This window comes from Halorussus marinus (assembly GCF_004521895.1).
GTDB lineage: Archaea > Halobacteriota > Halobacteria > Halobacteriales > Haladaptataceae > Halorussus > Halorussus marinus.
Map to the genome: position 1 here is coordinate 113,722 of NZ_SBIR01000004.1, position 13,599 is coordinate 127,320.

Genomic DNA, 13,599 nt, shown 5'->3' on the forward strand with positions numbered 1-13,599 from the left:
TTTATCCGCCCGCGCCGAGACCCTCCGGGCATGCCAGACCCCGACGACCCGCTCGCGTGGGCCCGCGATCACACACCGATCCTGCGTTCGTTCGCCGAGGAGTACGGCGAGACCCGGCCGTTCGACGGCTACACCGTCGCGGTCGCCTCCCATCTGGAAGCGAAGACCGGCGTGCTCATCGAGACGCTCCACGCCGCCGGCGCGGAGGTGCTGTTCGCGCCGAGCGAGCCCCAGAGCACCCACGGCGACGTCGTGAACGCCCTCGACGCGGTCGAGGGCATCACCGCCTTCGCCGAGGAGGGGATGTCCGACGAGGCGTTCGACGCCGCCCAGCACGACCTGCTCGAACGCGAACCCGACTTCATCCTCGACGACGGGTGTGAGCTGATCGCCAAGGTCCACGCCGACCACCCCGAGGTCGCCGCCGGCGTCCTCGGCGGGGGCGAGCAGACCACCGCCGGGGTCACCCGGCTCGAAGCGATGGACGAGGAGGGCGTGCTCGAGTTCCCGGTGTACAGCGTCAACGACACGCCGATGAAGCACTTCTTCGACAACGTCCACGGGACCGGCGAGTCGTCGCTCACGAACATCGCCATCTCGACCAACAGCATCATCTCGGGCAAGACCGTGGTGGTCGCCGGCTACGGCTACTGCGGGCGGGGCGTCGCCCGGAAGGCCCGGGGCATGGGCGCCCAGACGGTCGTGACCGAGATCGACTCCCGGAAGGCGCTGGAGGCCCACATGGACGGCCACCGCGTGATGAGCATGGACGAGGCCGCCGAGGAGGGCGACCTGTTCGTCACGACGACCGGCAACCGGGACGTGTTGCGCCGCGAGCACTTCGAGAAGATGGCCGACGGCGCGATGCTCGCCAACTCCGGCCACTTCGACGTCGAGATCGTCGTCGAGGACCTCGAAGCCATGGCCGAGGACGTCTCGGACCCGAAGGAAGGCGTCACCAGATACCACCTCCCAGACGGTCGACGCCTCGACCTGCTTGCCGACGGGCGACTGGTGAACCTCACCGGACCGTACAGTCAGGGCCACCCCGCCGAGGTGATGGACACGACGTTCGCAATGATGTTCGTGGCCGCCCGCGACATGCTGACCGGCGACGACCGGCTCTCGGCGGGCGTGTACGCCATCCCGGACCGGCTCGACCGCGCGGTCGCCGACCGGAAGCTAGAGACCCTCGACGTCTCGATCGACGAACTCACCGACAGCCAGCGGGCGTACTACGACGACTGGGAGCACGCCGACAGCAGTTTCTAGAGCTGGCCGACGCCGAGCCACCACAGCCCGATCACGCCGACGACGACCCCGACCGCCAGCGCGGTCACACCCCAGTCGGCGGCCCGGAACGTCCGGCGGTCGTAGAAGGTCCGCTCGCGGTCGGTGTCGAACCCGCGAGCCTCCAGCGCCATCGACTGGGAGTTGACGTTTCTGACCGCCGTCATCAACACCGGGATCAGCAGGGGGATGTAGTTGCGCATCCGCTGGAGCGGCCCGCCCGCCGAGAGGTCGAGTCCGCGGGCCTCCTGGGCCTGCTTGACCGTCCCGGTCGCGCCGAGGAACGTCGGGAACAGCCGGAGGGCGGTCCCGAGCGCGAAGCAGAAGGCGTAGGGCACGCCGAGGCCCCGGAGCCCCGAGACGATCTCCTCGTTCGAGGTGGTGGTGATGAACGCGAAGCCGCTGACGATGAACGCCACGATGCGCTCGCTCCGGCCAAGCGCGAACAGCAACTCGTACTCGGTCAGGTCGAACACCGGCGTCGACACCACCACCGGACCGCGCGCCGGCGCGTAGGCGGGCCAGACGAGAAAGCCCGCGAGGAACAGCGCGGTGATGACGACCTTGATCCGGCCGAGCTTTCGGAGCCCGCCGGTCAGCGCGAGCACGCCGAGCGCGACCGCCAGCGGCGTCGCCACCGCCAGCGGGTGTTCGAACATGTACGCGGCGACGAACAGCGCGAGGACCATCGCCAGCTTCGCTCGGGGATCGAGCCGGTGGACGAACGTGTCCCGGTCGACGTACAGCGTCGGCGCGGCGCTCATCGGTTCACCCCTCCCCGGACCGGGTCGTCGGCGGCCGGCTCGCCCCCGAGACCCGCGACCACCTCCTCGACCGTGAGCGCGGGCAGGGCGTCCTCGCGGCCCGCGCGGGCCGCCAGCTCGTTCGAGAGCGCGACCGGCTGGGGGGCGTCGAGTTGCCAGCGATCGAGCGCCTCGGGGTCCGCGAACAGCTCGCGCGTCGATCGGTCGGCCACTTTCCGGCCGTCGGCCATGACCACCGTCCGGGGCGCGTACCGGGCCACCGACCCCATATCGTGGGTGACCATCACCACGGTCAGCCCCTCCTCGCGGTTGAGCCGGGCGACGAGGTCCATGAACGCCACCTGCTGTTCGGCGTCGAGGCCGGTCGTCGGCTCGTCGAAGACGATGGCGGACGGCCGAGTCGCGAGGATGCTCGCGAGCGCCACGCGCTGGCGCTGGCCCTTCGAGAGGGCGAACGGGTCGGCGTCGGCCAGCGACCCGAGGTCGACGGTCTCGATCGCGTCGGCGACCCGGGCGTCTAGCTCCTCGCCCTCGATGCCGAAGTTCTTCGGCCCGAACGCCACCTCGTCGCGGACGGTGTCCTCGAAGATCTGGTGGTCGGGGTTCTGGAACACGAAGCCGACCTCGCGGCCGATCTCGCCCGCGTCGTACTCCCGAACGTCCCGACCCCGCCACGACACCCGCCCGTCGTCGGGATCGAACAGCCCGTTGAGTTGCTTGGCGAGCGTGGTCTTGCCGCTGCCGTTGTGCCCGACGATCGCGACGACCTCGCCGGCTCGGATTTCGAGGTCGACGCCGTCGACGGCGGTGACCGGGCCCCTGTCGGTGTCGTAGCTGTACCGGGCGCCCTCGACCGCGAACCGGACCTCGCCGGGGTCGCCGCCCGAGCCCGCGGGCGCCGGCGCGGTCGGTTCGGGCGGCTCCCACGTCAGGTCGCTCTGTTCGACGCGGTCGGCCGCCTCCGCCACCGTCACGGGCAACTGCTCGCGGTCCCAGCCGAGCCGGTCGAACGCGTCGACGACCGGCGGGAGCTCGACCCGGCTCTCCCGGAGCGCCGCGACGTCGGTGAACACCGACTCGGTCGGGCCCTGCCGGAACACCCGGCCGTCCTTGAGCAGGACGGCGCTGTCGGCCAGCAACGCCTCCTCGATCTCGTGGGTGACGAGCACGATCGTCTCGGGCCCGTCGCTGGCGTCGGCCAGCGAGCGGACGATCTCGACGACGTTGCGGGCGCCGAGCGGGTCGAGGTCGCTGGTCGGCTCGTCGAGCACCAGCAGTTCGGGTCGCATCGCGAGCACGCTCGCGAACACCAGCCGCTGTTTCTGGCCGCCCGACAGCCCCGCAGGCTCGCGCCGGCGGTCGAGGTCCCCGAGCCCGGCCTGCGAGAGCGCGCGGTCGATGCGTGGCCCGATCTCCTCGGGCGGGACCGCGAGGTTCTCGGGGCCGAACGCGACCTCGGCCTCGACGCTCGTGCCGAACAGTTGGGCCTCGTAGTCCTGCATCACGGTCCCGACCTGCTCGGCGAGGTCGCTCGTCTTGGTCGCGGTGGCGTCCCGGCCGAGCACCTCGACGTCGCCGTCGAACGCCCCGTTGAGGAATCCGGGGATGAGCGCGTTCAGCGTGCGCAACAACGTCGACTTCCCGCCGCCGCTCGCGCCCATCACGACGACCACCTCGCCCGCGGGCACGTCGAGGTCGACCCCGCGCAACACCGCGCCGCCCCGCGAGTCGGGGTCGACGGAGTCGTCCGAGCCCTCGTCGTCGAGGTCGGCGTCCCGATCGTAAGAGAACAACACGTCCCGAAGTCGGGCGGCGACGCCGCCCGTTTCGGCGCTTTCGGTCATTGATGTCGAGTGCATAGAGTAGGGCCGTAAGGGTTTGCAATCCGGGACCGCTATCGGGCGCTCAGCGCCGCCGGGAGCCGGCTCTTCGACAGCGCCGACAGTCCGAACAGGGCGACGAACGCGACCGCGCCGAGCGCGATCTGTGGCGTCGAGCCGCCCTGACCGAACGTCTCGGCGGTGTTCCCGATGAACGCGCCGCCGCCGAGGCCGACGCTGAGGCCGACGCCGATCGCCAGCCACGCGATCGAGACCGCCGCGAGCCCGAACGCCGCGAGCGTCGACCGCGAGGAAGAGGCGTCCGACAGGGCGGGCGCGTCCATCACGTCGGGGTACAGTAGTCCCATCTCCCTGACGCGCGGGTAGGTGAGATACAGGAGGGGCGGGCCAAGCACCGCGGCCGCGAGGAAGTTGTTGAGCGCGATGACCGGACCGAGCACCGAGAACGGGAACTGGCCAAGCACTTCGAGCCCCCACGCGATGATGGCCGCACAGACGGCGGCCCCCGCGAGGGCGATGACCCAGAGTTCAGCGACCTGTCGTGCGGAGTCCATGGTGGGCTCTTCGCCCGACGACAGCGGGGCGAGGTTGCCCCAGAGCTTGTAGCTGACGAGCGCGAAAAAGAAGTTGCCGGCAAAGCCGAACGCGCTCCCCGGACCGAACGTGCCGCCGAAGATGTCGCCGATGAGGTTGCCGATCGCCACGCCCCACGCGCCGGCGGGACCGAACATGATCCCGAACGCGACCGGAATCGCGTTCGCGGGCCTGATCTCGGTGACCCCCGGGACGATCGTCAGCGCCTTGAACGGGATGAGCACGGCCGCGAACAGCGCCGCCACGACCGCGACCAGCATTATCATTCGCGTGTCACGCCACATCGTAATGGTTTCTCGCATGTCGTCAGGACCACTCTGAGGTATGATATAAAGCGTACCGGTAGCGTCAAAAGACCTGTTCGAACAGCGACGCCTGTCCGCGGCGGAGTCGCTCTAAGAACGCCGACTTGCTGATCCCGAGGTCGGCCGCGACCTCGGTGGCGGTCGCCCCCCGGGGCACCGAGAAGTAGCCCGCCGCGAGCGCGGCCCGGATCGCGGCCTCCTGTGCGGGGGTCAGATCCCACCGCTGGGCGACCGCCGTGTCGTCCTCGCCCCCGAGCGGGAACAGTCGCTCGAGGGTGACGCCGACGGTCTCGGCGGCGGCTTCGAGGACGCCGCCGAGCACGTCTCGGCCCACGACCGCGCCGACGTGGCGCTCGGCCCCGCCGCGGTACTGGAGGTTCTCGGCCATGAACCCCGCGTCGGTGAGCTCGTGGACGACGCAGGGGTGTTTCGAGAGACACCGGAAGTTGGTCCGGCCGTCGGCCCGCGAGACGTGGAGATATCGGATGCGGTCGTCGGCGTCGAGAGTCGCGGCAAGATCGCCCGCCTTCGCGCCCGCGCTGAACCGGAGCAACGCGTTGTCGTCGCGCCGGAGTTGGGGCGGTCGGGCGTCGACGGTGGCGCCCGTCTCGCGGGAGGCCGCCGCGAGCGGGCAGTCGTCGCCCGTGACGCCGAACTCCACGACCAGACACTCCTCGATCACGGCGGTGGCTCCGGATTCATAACGGTCGTTCGTCGCCGATATATTTAAACCCAGTCTATAGACGGGTCAATTGGTATGCGAATCGGTGACTAGTCTCGGGTATATGGACGTCGAAACCGTCAAAGAGCGCGCCGGGCCGCGCGAATTCAGCCCGAAAGACGACCTCCCGGAGGAGTACCGGAAGGCCGCCACCCGGATGATCCAGTTCCACGCCAACAGCGAGATCATGGGGGCGTACTTAGAACGGCCGTTCATCCGGCAGGCGCCCAGCCTCGACCGGAAGCTCGCGTTCTCCGCGAAGGTCCAGGACGAGATCGGCCACGGGCAGTTGCTGTACCGGGCCGCCGAGTCGCTCGGGATCAAGTCCCGCGAGGAGATGCTCGATGAGCTCGCCAACGGGGAGGGGAAGTTCCTCAACTGCTTTCACTACCCGATGGAGAGCTGGGCCGAGGTGCCGATGATCGCCTTTTTCGTCGACGGGGCGGCGATGCGCCGGCAGGCGACGCTCAAGCGCACCAGCTGGGAGCCGTACGCCCACGCGATGGACAAGGTGTGTTTCGAGGAGGGATTCCACGTCAAGCACGGCGAGGACGTTATGCGCGAGCTCGCGACCGGCTCGAAGAAAGAACAGCAGATGCTCCAAGACGCCTTCGAGCAGTGGTGGCCCCGGATCATCCAGTTTTTCGGTCCGACCGACGACCAGTCGACCCACCACGACTTCTCGGCCGACGTGGGGCTGAAGACGATGACCAACGACGAGCTCCGGAACGCGTTCCTCAACGCCTACGTCCCCAAAGCCCGGAAGTACGGCCTCGAAATCCCCGACGAGCCCCGGATCAGGGACAACGGCGACGGCACCTACGAGGTGGTCGAAGACGACCTCGACTGGGAGGAGTTCTTCACGATCGCGAAAAACGACGCGCCGGGGAGTCACGAACAGATCGGCAAGCGCTCGCGCACCCAGGAGGCCGTCGAGTGGGTCCGATCGGGCCTCGAAAGCTGGGAGCACGGCGAGGATACCACCGCCCCGCAGGCGGCCGACTAACCATGATCTGGGAAGTGTTCCGACAGGAGGACGCCGGCGAGTACCACACCCACTGCGGGAACGTCCACGCGCCCGACCGCGAGATGGCCAAGCTGTTCGCCCAGATCCAGCACGGTCGCCGGAAGCCGACCAACAGCCTCTGGGTCGTCCCGAAAGACGAGATCGGCGAAGTAGACGCCGAGGAGGCCGCGTTCGGCGGGACGACCGACAAGTCCTACCGGTGGGTGATGGGGTACAAGGATCTGGACGCCGCCTTCGCCGAGGAGGTCGCCGAGTCCGAGAGCGAACAGGAAGACGCCGACCGGGCGTCGGCCGGGGGTGACGACTGATGGCCGCCGAAAGCGACCGGCTCGGAGGTCCCGCGGAGCTCGCCGACGACGAGCGGGCGGCCGTCGAGGCCCTGCTCTACCGGCTCGCCGACGACGAACTCGTGCTCGCCGAGCGCTACACCGAGTGGCAGGTGCGGGCCCCGACCCTCGAATCCGACCTCGCGCTGGCGAACATCGCACAGGACGAGCTCGGCCACGCCCGGCTGTGGTACGATCTGCTCCGGGACTTCGGGTACGACGAGGCCGACCTCATCTTCGAGCGCGACCCCGCCGACTTCCGGCACGCGTCGCTCGCCGAACTCCCCTTCGAGGACGGCGACTGGGCCGACGCCGTCGTCCGATCGTATCTCTACGACGTGGCCGAACAGCTCCGGCTCGAAGCGCTCGCGGACGCCTCGTACCCCCGGATCGCCGACCGGGTCGGCAAGATTCAGAGCGAGGAGGCGTACCACCGCGAACACGCTCAAAACTGGCTCGAGCGGCTCGCGGACGACGAGGCGAGTCTGAAGCGTCTGCAGGCGGCGGTCGATCGACTGTTCCCGCACGCGCTGGCGCTTTGGGAGCCAAGCGACCACGAGGAGACCATCGAGGACCTCGGGCTCCGGACCGAGTCGCTGGCGGCGATGCGCGAGCAGTGGTTCGACACCGTGATCCCGTTCCTCCGGTCGCTCGGCCTCGAACCGCCCGAGGGCGTCCGCGAGAATCCCGAGGCGGTCCGGCCCGCGACGATCGGCCGGGACGGCGACCACACCGACGACTGGGACGCGCTCCACGAGGAGATGACCCGCACGTACCGCGAGCTGGGCCGCGAGGAGGCCCACAAGATCATGCCCGACCCCGACGAGGCCGATGCGTAGCGACCCCGACTCAGCCGGCGAACCGACCCCGTGTGCACACACCGACTACTCGCCGGGCGGCCCCGATCCCGACGACCTCCCGGCGACCGGCGAGGGCGCCGAGGGCGTCGCCGCCCGCGTGTGGGACGCCCTCTACGGCGTCGAGGACCCGGAGATGCCGGTGTCGATCGTCGACCTCGGACTGATCTACGGCGTCGAGGTGACGGACGGACACGCGGCGGTGACCATGACACTGACCTACACCGGCTGTCCGGCCCGGGACATGCTGACCGGCGAGATCGAGGCGGCGGTTCGTGGCGTCGACGGCGTCGAGTCGGTCGACCTGCGCCTCGTCTGGAGCCCCGAGTGGTCCGTCGAACTGGTGACCGAAGACGGCCGAGACGACCTGCGGGAGTTCGGACTGAGCGTCTGACCATGCGAGGACTCGATCCGAGCGTCGACACGACCGGTACGGACGGCGGCGCGGAGTGTCCCTACTGTGGGTCGACCGACACCGAGCGCGAGCACCCGAAGGGGCCGTCGCTCTGTCGGTCGATGCACTACTGTAACGACTGCGAACAGCCGTTCGAGAAGTTCGAGTGAGAGACGGGACCGCGGGCCGAGGCCAGCGAGACGGTGGGGCGTAGAGGGCTGGAGGGCGACCGCCCGCGTCCGGGAGCAGGAGACGCGGACGGCGAGCGGGGTCGACAGGCCATCGTCCGGCGGTGGGGCGCCACCGCAGTTCAGCCCTGTGCCACCACTCTCATAGCCTTTTTGGCCGTCGGCGCGCGTCGGTCGGGCCGTCATTTTCTCGACCGCGGTCCTCACAGCGAGCGACCCTCCCGACGACGAGGGACTCCGGCCCGAAGCGACCGTCGATCCCGAACAGTCGAGCGCCGACGACGAGGCGCCGATTAACGGGCTTCGAGCGCGAGCAGTCGCGCCTTGAGTTCGACCCCGCCCGCCGCGGAGTACCCGCCCAGCGACGCCGCGCTCACCACCCGGTGACACGGGACTACGATCGGGACGGGATTGTGGCCACAAGCCTGCCCGACCGCGACCGGCGCGGTGTCGAGTTCGGTCGCGAGGTCGCCGTAGGTTCGGGTCTCGCCGTACGGGATCGGGGCCATCGCCGCCATCACGTCGCCCGTGAAGTCGTCGGGGACCGCGACCGGGAGGTCGAACTCCCGGCGGTCGCCGGCGGCGTACGCGGCCACCTGCTCGCGGATCTCTCCGTCCGGGGCGTCGATTAGCCCCGCGTCGACGTCGACCGTGCCGCCCAAGAGTTCGACGTGCATCGACTGGAACTCCGGGCGCGCGGTCTTTTCGGTTTCGGTTCTGGCGACCGCGAGCGCGCCGGCCGAGTCGCGTGGGTTTAAACGCGACGACGGGCAACCAACGGGTATGACCGACGACACCGACCGCGACCCCGGCGGTAGCGGAGCCGGCGCGGCCCCGAACGGCTGGTTCGAGGGGGACGCCGCGGGCGGCGCCGACCGAATCCGCGAGGGTCGGGCCGACGCTCCCGCCGACTGGCCGGCGCTCGCCGTCGAATCGGGGTTCGCCGACGACGAGTCCGACTACTACGCCCGCCTGCGCGAGGCGACGATCGGCGCCGCCCGCGAGGCCGCGGCGGAGCGCGAACGGGCCGACGACCAGCAACTCGTCCACGCCGTCCGGGCGATGGACGACCTCGACCAGCGGGCCAACGAGCTGGCCGAGCGGGTCGCAGAGTGGGCCGGAAGCCGATACCCCGACGCGGCCACCGGCGTCGACTACGCCCGGGAGCTTGCAGGCCGCGACCCCGACTCGACGGTCGACGAGCGACTGGTTTCGCTCGCCCAGCGAGTCGCGGGACTCGCCGACGAGGCCGACGAGCTCCGGGCGTTCGTCGAGCGCGAGACGCCCGAGGTCGCGCCGAACCTCGCCGCGATGGCGGGGCCGGTGCTCGCCGCACGGCTGATCTCGCTGGCCGGCGGACTCGACGCGCTCGCGAAGAAGCCCGCGGGGACGGTTCAGGTGCTCGGCGCCGAGGACTCGCTTTTCGCCCACCTCCGGGGCCACGCACCCTCGCCCAAGCACGGCGTCATCTTCACCCACGAGTACGTCCGCGGGACCCGGCCCGGAAAGCGGGGCTCGGCGGCCCGCGCCCTCGCAGGCAAGCTCACCATCGCGGCGCGAGTCGACCGCTACTCCGGGGAGCGCAAGCCCGAACTCGACGCCGAACTCGACGAGCGCATCGCTCAGATCCGAGGCGGTGAGGCCGAATGAGCGAGGATCTCCCGACCGGCGTCGAGCGCCGGTCGTTCGACGGGGAGTCGCGGCTCGCGACACGGGGCGAGCCGGTGTACGGCGAGCCGACCGACGAGGGGTGGCGCCTCTGGGACGCCGGGCGATCGAAGCTCGGCGCGATGGTCGAACTCGGGATGGACGCCGGGCTGGCGGGCGGGGACACCGTCCTCTATCTGGGGGCGGCCAGCGGGACGACGGTGAGTCACGTCGCGGACTTCGCCGGCCCGACCTACGCGGTGGAGTTTGCGCCCCGGCCCGTCCGGGACCTCGTGGGGGTCGCCGAGGACCGCCGGAACCTGTTCCCGCTCCTGAAAGACGCCCGAAAGCCCGAGACGTACGCCCACGTCGTCGAGTCCGACGTCGACGTGGTGGTCCAAGACGTCGCGACTCGCGGACAGGCCCGCGTCGCGGTCGAGAACGCGCGGTTTCTCGCGGACGACGGCCGACTGGTGGCCGCGATCAAGGCCCGGAGCGAGGACGTGACCCGAGAGCCGGCGGCGGTGTTCGAGGACGCGCTGGCGGCGCTCGAACCGACCTACGAGGTGGTGGCGACCGAGCGCCTCGAACCGTACCACGAGGACCACCTCGGCGTGGTCGCCCGGCCGCGGTAGGGCTCGCGACCGACCCTGCCGGGTTCGGAACTATTTATACCGCGGGTTACGAAAGCTCGAAAAATGGACTCGGGTTCGGCTTCGAACTTCACGGAGATGGGCACGCTGGGCGTCGAGGAGGAGTTTTTCGTCGTGGACGGCCGGGGCCGGCCGACCGCGGGGACCGACGAACTCGTCTACGAGCGCGACCCGCCCGAGATACTCGACGGACGCCTCGACCACGAGCTTTTCAAGTGCGTGATCGAGACCCAGACGCCGAGGATCGACCGGGTGAGCGAGGCCCGCGACCGGGTGCTCGCGGTCCGATCGGCGCTGGTCGACCACGCCGAGGCCGCGGGGTACCGCATCGCGGCCGCCGGGCTCCACCCGGGCGCGCTGTGGCGGGAGCTCGAACACGCCGAGAAGCCCCGGTATCGCGCCCAGCTCGATCGGATCCAGTACCCACAGCACCGGAACACGACCGCGGGACTGCACGTCCACGTCGGGGTCGACGACCCCGAGAAGGCGGTGTGGGTCGCCAACGAGGTGCGGTGGTACCTCCCGGTGATGCTCGCGCTGTCGGCGAACTCGCCGTACTGGAACGGCTACGACACCGGGCTCCAGTCGGCCCGCGCGAAGATCTTCGAGGCGCTCCCGAACACCGGGATGCCGACGACGTTCGACTCCTACGAGGCGTTTGCGTCGTTCGAGGAGACGATGGTCGAGACGGGGTCGATCAACGATCGGGGCGAACTCTGGTACGACGTGCGTCCTCACACCGGCCACGGCACGGTCGAAGTCAGGACGCCCGACGGGCAGGCCGACCCGGGGGTCGTGTTGGCGTTCGTCGAGTACGTCCACGCGCTGGTGACCGAACTGGCCGAGCGCTACGAGGACGGCGAGACGGGGTATCGCCACCGCCGAGAGCTCCTCGACGAGAACAAGTGGCGCGCCATGCGGTACGGACACGCGGCGTCGTTCGTCGACCGCGACCGCGACGGCGAGATCGATCTCGGGGAGGCGGTCGATCGGGAGTGCGATCGGCTCGGCGTATCAGGGATCCGAGACGTGTACGACGCCGAGAGCGGCGCGGCCAGCCAGCGCCGGATCAGCGAGGAGGACGGCGTCGAGGCGCTCTACGAGTCGCTGATCGTCGAGTAGCTGTGGTCGGGGATCGCCACGTAAGCAAGGCTTTTACCCGGTGGCGACTTTTGTCCTCGTAGAAAGGACATGTCCGGAGAGAATTCAGACGACGCAGACGGAGACGACGGTGTCGACGAGACGGTCGACGGCGTCGAGGACGGGACGGTCGACGACGAACGGGACCCCGGCGAGTCGATCCCGGTCGACCAAGAGGCTCCCGCCGAAGAGGGCCGCGAGCGACTGAACAAGGGCCGCGAGCGCCTCGAAGAGGAGGCCGATAGGGCGGTCGACCAGTTCGATCAGGGCATCGTCGACCTGCTTTCGTGGGTACTCGACACCGACACGCGCGCCCGGATATACGTCTACCTCCGCCAGCACCCCCACAGCACGAGCGAGGAGATCGCAGAGGGGACCGGCCTCTACCCGAGCACCGTCCGGGAGTCGCTCGCGGAGCTCCACGCCGAGGAGAAAGTCGAGCGTCGCAAACGCGAGAGCGAAGGCGCGGGCAACAACCCCTACGAGTACACCGCCATCGCCCCGAGCGAACTCGTCTCGGGCGTCGTCGGACAGGTCCAAGACGAGCTCAACACCGTGTTCAACCTCGACGACCACCTCGAACGCGGAGAGGGGACCGCCGAGACGACCGAGCCGGTGAGCATCGAAGTCGAGGACGGCGACCCCGACGACGAGTCGTGAAGTGACGCGGTTCCGAAGGCACTAAGCCGCGGGGTGCCCTTCGCCGGGGTATGGAGGTTGCCCTGGGCGGGACCTTCGACCCGGTCCACGACGGCCACCGCGCGCTGTTCGAGCGCGCGTTCGAACTCGGGGACGTGACGGTCGGACTGACGAGCGACGAACTCGCGCCGAAGACCCGCCACGAGGATCGGTACGTCCGCTCGTTCGACGAGCGCCGCCGCGACCTCGAAACCGAGCTCGCGTCGTTCGCCGACGAGTACGACCGGGAGTTCGAGATCCGCGAGCTCACCGAACCCACGGGCATCGCCACCGAGCCGCAGTTCGACGTGCTGATCGTCTCGCCCGAGACGACCGACGCCGCGGCCCGCATCAACGACCGACGGACGGAACTGGGCCGAACGCCCCTCGAAGTAGAAGTGGTCCCCCACGTCCGCGCCGAGGACGGCGACATCATCTCGAGCACCCGCATCGTCAACGGCGAGATCGACGAACGCGGCAACGTCACGCCCGACCGCGACGGCCGGGCCGCCGAGCAGTGAGCGCCCGACCGGGCGGACGAGTCGTCGGGGTGCGAGCGCCGGGCGCCGCTGGGACCTACCACGACGGCGGTTCGAGCCCCGCCCGTTCGAGCAGGTCCTTCCAGCGCTGTTGGACGGTGAGTCGGGACACCCCCGCGGCGTCGGCGACCGCGCTCTGTGAGCGCTGGTCGCTCTCGATGAGCGAGCCGGCGTAGAGGCTGGCCGCGAGGACCGCCCGCTTGGACGCCTCGTCGGCGTCGTCGTCCCAGTCGGTGACCGTCGAGAGGTAGAGGTCGGTCGCCCGCGACCGGGCGGCCGTTTCGAGGTCGAGCCGGTCGGCTATCTGCTGAAGCTCCGCGAGCCACCGCTCGTTTTCGACGTGATCGCGCGCTCGATACACGGGCGGGGGTAGCGCGCGGTCCCACATAAACGCTCGCAGAGAACGACACCTTCTTGTCTCCCTCGCGGGTAGCGTGAGTCGAGCGCGGGTTGCCAAGCCAGGCCAACGGCGTAGCGCTTAGGACGCTATCCCGTAGGGGTCCGCCGGTTCGAATCCGGTCCCGCGCATGAACGAACGCAGTGAGCGAAGAACAGGACCGATTCGAACCTTGCGAGGTCGACCGTCTCGCTCCGGTTCGAATCCTGTCCTGGGGATGCTTCTCCAACAGTTCGGT

The 13,599-nt window shown here is 69.7% G+C and carries 17 protein-coding genes and 1 tRNA gene; 12 read left to right on the forward strand and 6 right to left on the reverse strand.

Going from position 1 to position 13,599, the window contains the following annotated elements; translation table 11 throughout:
* Window positions 1-30 precede the first annotated feature (30 nt).
* Entirely contained in the window at window positions 31-1,272 is a 1,242-nt protein-coding gene (locus tag EPL04_RS06345; protein WP_134670494.1) for an adenosylhomocysteinase, read from the forward strand.
* Here EPL04_RS06345 and EPL04_RS06350 read toward each other — a convergent pair.
* Genes EPL04_RS06350 through EPL04_RS06365 form a run of 4 tightly spaced genes read right to left on the reverse strand, consistent with a single transcriptional unit; the run spans window position 1,269 to window position 5,476 of the window.
* A complete protein-coding gene (locus EPL04_RS06350) occupies window positions 1,269-2,054 on the reverse strand; it encodes an energy-coupling factor transporter transmembrane component T family protein (protein ID WP_134670495.1) in 786 nt (261 codons plus the stop codon). The two genes, EPL04_RS06345 and EPL04_RS06350, sit on opposite strands and share 4 nt — an antisense overlap.
* On the reverse strand, window positions 2,051-3,898 hold the full coding sequence (locus EPL04_RS06355; protein ID WP_134670496.1) for an ABC transporter ATP-binding protein: 1,848 nt from the start codon (window positions 3,896-3,898) through the stop codon (window positions 2,051-2,053). The genes EPL04_RS06350 and EPL04_RS06355 overlap by 4 nt, the downstream gene beginning before the upstream one ends.
* Before the next feature lie 50 nt (window positions 3,899-3,948).
* Window positions 3,949-4,791 (reverse strand): QueT transporter family protein, encoded by an 843-nt coding sequence (locus EPL04_RS06360; RefSeq protein ID WP_245154537.1) that lies wholly within the window; start codon window positions 4,789-4,791, stop codon window positions 3,949-3,951.
* A 46-nt stretch (window positions 4,792-4,837) separates the two neighbouring features.
* Entirely contained in the window at window positions 4,838-5,476 is a 639-nt protein-coding gene (locus EPL04_RS06365) for a helix-turn-helix domain-containing protein (protein WP_134670497.1), read from the reverse strand.
* Window positions 5,477-5,579: 103 nt separating this feature from the next.
* On the opposite strand from EPL04_RS06365, the gene paaA reads away from it, so the two are divergent.
* From paaA to paaE, 5 genes are read left to right on the forward strand one after another with little or no spacing between them, the layout of a single operon-like run.
* Complete coding sequence (gene paaA, locus EPL04_RS06370) at window positions 5,580-6,521, forward strand: 1,2-phenylacetyl-CoA epoxidase subunit PaaA (RefSeq protein ID WP_134670498.1); 942 nt, start codon at window positions 5,580-5,582, stop codon at window positions 6,519-6,521.
* Between the two features lie 2 nt (window positions 6,522-6,523).
* Entirely contained in the window at window positions 6,524-6,850 is a 327-nt protein-coding gene (gene paaB, locus EPL04_RS06375; protein ID WP_134670499.1) for a 1,2-phenylacetyl-CoA epoxidase subunit PaaB, read from the forward strand.
* On the forward strand, window positions 6,850-7,707 hold the full coding sequence (gene paaC, locus EPL04_RS06380; RefSeq protein WP_134670500.1) for a 1,2-phenylacetyl-CoA epoxidase subunit PaaC: 858 nt from the start codon (window positions 6,850-6,852) through the stop codon (window positions 7,705-7,707). The genes paaB and paaC overlap by 1 nt, the downstream gene beginning before the upstream one ends.
* Window positions 7,700-8,119: a 1,2-phenylacetyl-CoA epoxidase subunit PaaD gene (gene paaD / locus EPL04_RS06385; protein WP_134670501.1), complete on the forward strand. Its 420-nt coding sequence runs from the start codon at window positions 7,700-7,702 to the stop codon at window positions 8,117-8,119. The genes paaC and paaD overlap by 8 nt, the downstream gene beginning before the upstream one ends.
* 2 nt (window positions 8,120-8,121) lie before the next feature.
* A complete protein-coding gene (gene paaE, locus EPL04_RS18695) occupies window positions 8,122-8,289 on the forward strand; it encodes a 1,2-phenylacetyl-CoA epoxidase subunit PaaE (RefSeq protein WP_167599434.1) in 168 nt (55 codons plus the stop codon).
* Between the two features lie 311 nt (window positions 8,290-8,600).
* Here paaE and EPL04_RS06390 read toward each other — a convergent pair whose 3' ends face one another.
* On the reverse strand, window positions 8,601-8,984 hold the full coding sequence (locus tag EPL04_RS06390) for a methylated-DNA--[protein]-cysteine S-methyltransferase (protein ID WP_134670502.1): 384 nt from the start codon (window positions 8,982-8,984) through the stop codon (window positions 8,601-8,603).
* Window positions 8,985-9,090: 106 nt separating this feature from the next.
* Between EPL04_RS06390 and EPL04_RS06395 the strand changes: the two genes are divergently transcribed.
* The 5 genes from EPL04_RS06395 (at window position 9,091) to EPL04_RS06415 (ending at window position 12,946) form a co-directional block, all read left to right on the forward strand.
* Complete coding sequence (locus tag EPL04_RS06395; RefSeq protein WP_134670503.1) at window positions 9,091-9,957, forward strand: NOP5/NOP56 family protein; 867 nt, start codon at window positions 9,091-9,093, stop codon at window positions 9,955-9,957.
* On the forward strand, window positions 9,954-10,589 hold the full coding sequence (locus EPL04_RS06400; RefSeq protein WP_134670504.1) for a fibrillarin-like rRNA/tRNA 2'-O-methyltransferase: 636 nt from the start codon (window positions 9,954-9,956) through the stop codon (window positions 10,587-10,589). The genes EPL04_RS06395 and EPL04_RS06400 overlap by 4 nt, the downstream gene beginning before the upstream one ends.
* Window positions 10,590-10,652: 63 nt before the next feature.
* A complete protein-coding gene (locus EPL04_RS06405; RefSeq protein ID WP_134670505.1) occupies window positions 10,653-11,729 on the forward strand; it encodes a glutamate--cysteine ligase in 1,077 nt (358 codons plus the stop codon).
* A 69-nt stretch (window positions 11,730-11,798) separates the two neighbouring features.
* A complete protein-coding gene (locus EPL04_RS06410; RefSeq protein WP_134670506.1) occupies window positions 11,799-12,407 on the forward strand; it encodes a helix-turn-helix domain-containing protein in 609 nt (202 codons plus the stop codon).
* Window positions 12,408-12,457: 50 nt separating this feature from the next.
* Entirely contained in the window at window positions 12,458-12,946 is a 489-nt protein-coding gene (locus EPL04_RS06415; RefSeq protein ID WP_134670507.1) for a phosphopantetheine adenylyltransferase, read from the forward strand.
* Between the two features lie 55 nt (window positions 12,947-13,001).
* Here the strand turns inward: EPL04_RS06415 and EPL04_RS06420 are convergent, their stop codons facing one another.
* On the reverse strand, window positions 13,002-13,325 hold the full coding sequence (locus EPL04_RS06420) for a transcription initiation factor IIB family protein (RefSeq protein WP_134670508.1): 324 nt from the start codon (window positions 13,323-13,325) through the stop codon (window positions 13,002-13,004).
* A gap of 82 nt (window positions 13,326-13,407) precedes the next feature.
* On the opposite strand from EPL04_RS06420, the gene EPL04_RS06425 reads away from it, so the two are divergent.
* Window positions 13,408-13,492 (forward strand) — tRNA-Leu (locus EPL04_RS06425).
* The last annotated feature ends 107 nt before the right edge of the window (window positions 13,493-13,599 follow it).

Excerpts from the sequence above, each read along its gene's own strand:
- EPL04_RS06345 (WP_134670494.1), top strand. The coding sequence starts at position 31 with ATGCCAGACCCCGACGACCCGCTCGCGTGGGCCCGCGATCACACACCG.
- EPL04_RS06350 (WP_134670495.1), bottom strand. The coding sequence starts at position 2,054 with ATGAGCGCCGCGCCGACGCTGTACGTCGACCGGGACACGTTCGTCCAC.
- EPL04_RS06355 (WP_134670496.1), bottom strand. The coding sequence starts at position 3,898 with ATGACCGAAAGCGCCGAAACGGGCGGCGTCGCCGCCCGACTTCGGGAC.
- EPL04_RS06360 (WP_245154537.1), bottom strand. The coding sequence starts at position 4,791 with ATGCGAGAAACCATTACGATGTGGCGTGACACGCGAATGATAATGCTG.
- paaA (WP_134670498.1), top strand. The coding sequence starts at position 5,580 with ATGGACGTCGAAACCGTCAAAGAGCGCGCCGGGCCGCGCGAATTCAGC.
- paaB (WP_134670499.1), top strand. The coding sequence starts at position 6,524 with ATGATCTGGGAAGTGTTCCGACAGGAGGACGCCGGCGAGTACCACACC.
- paaC (WP_134670500.1), top strand. The coding sequence starts at position 6,850 with ATGGCCGCCGAAAGCGACCGGCTCGGAGGTCCCGCGGAGCTCGCCGAC.
- paaD (WP_134670501.1), top strand. The coding sequence starts at position 7,700 with ATGCGTAGCGACCCCGACTCAGCCGGCGAACCGACCCCGTGTGCACAC.
- paaE (WP_167599434.1), top strand. The coding sequence starts at position 8,122 with ATGCGAGGACTCGATCCGAGCGTCGACACGACCGGTACGGACGGCGGC.
- EPL04_RS06390 (WP_134670502.1), bottom strand. The coding sequence starts at position 8,984 with ATGCACGTCGAACTCTTGGGCGGCACGGTCGACGTCGACGCGGGGCTA.
- EPL04_RS06395 (WP_134670503.1), top strand. The coding sequence starts at position 9,091 with ATGACCGACGACACCGACCGCGACCCCGGCGGTAGCGGAGCCGGCGCG.
- EPL04_RS06400 (WP_134670504.1), top strand. The coding sequence starts at position 9,954 with ATGAGCGAGGATCTCCCGACCGGCGTCGAGCGCCGGTCGTTCGACGGG.
- EPL04_RS06405 (WP_134670505.1), top strand. The coding sequence starts at position 10,653 with ATGGACTCGGGTTCGGCTTCGAACTTCACGGAGATGGGCACGCTGGGC.
- EPL04_RS06410 (WP_134670506.1), top strand. The coding sequence starts at position 11,799 with ATGTCCGGAGAGAATTCAGACGACGCAGACGGAGACGACGGTGTCGAC.
- EPL04_RS06415 (WP_134670507.1), top strand. The coding sequence starts at position 12,458 with ATGGAGGTTGCCCTGGGCGGGACCTTCGACCCGGTCCACGACGGCCAC.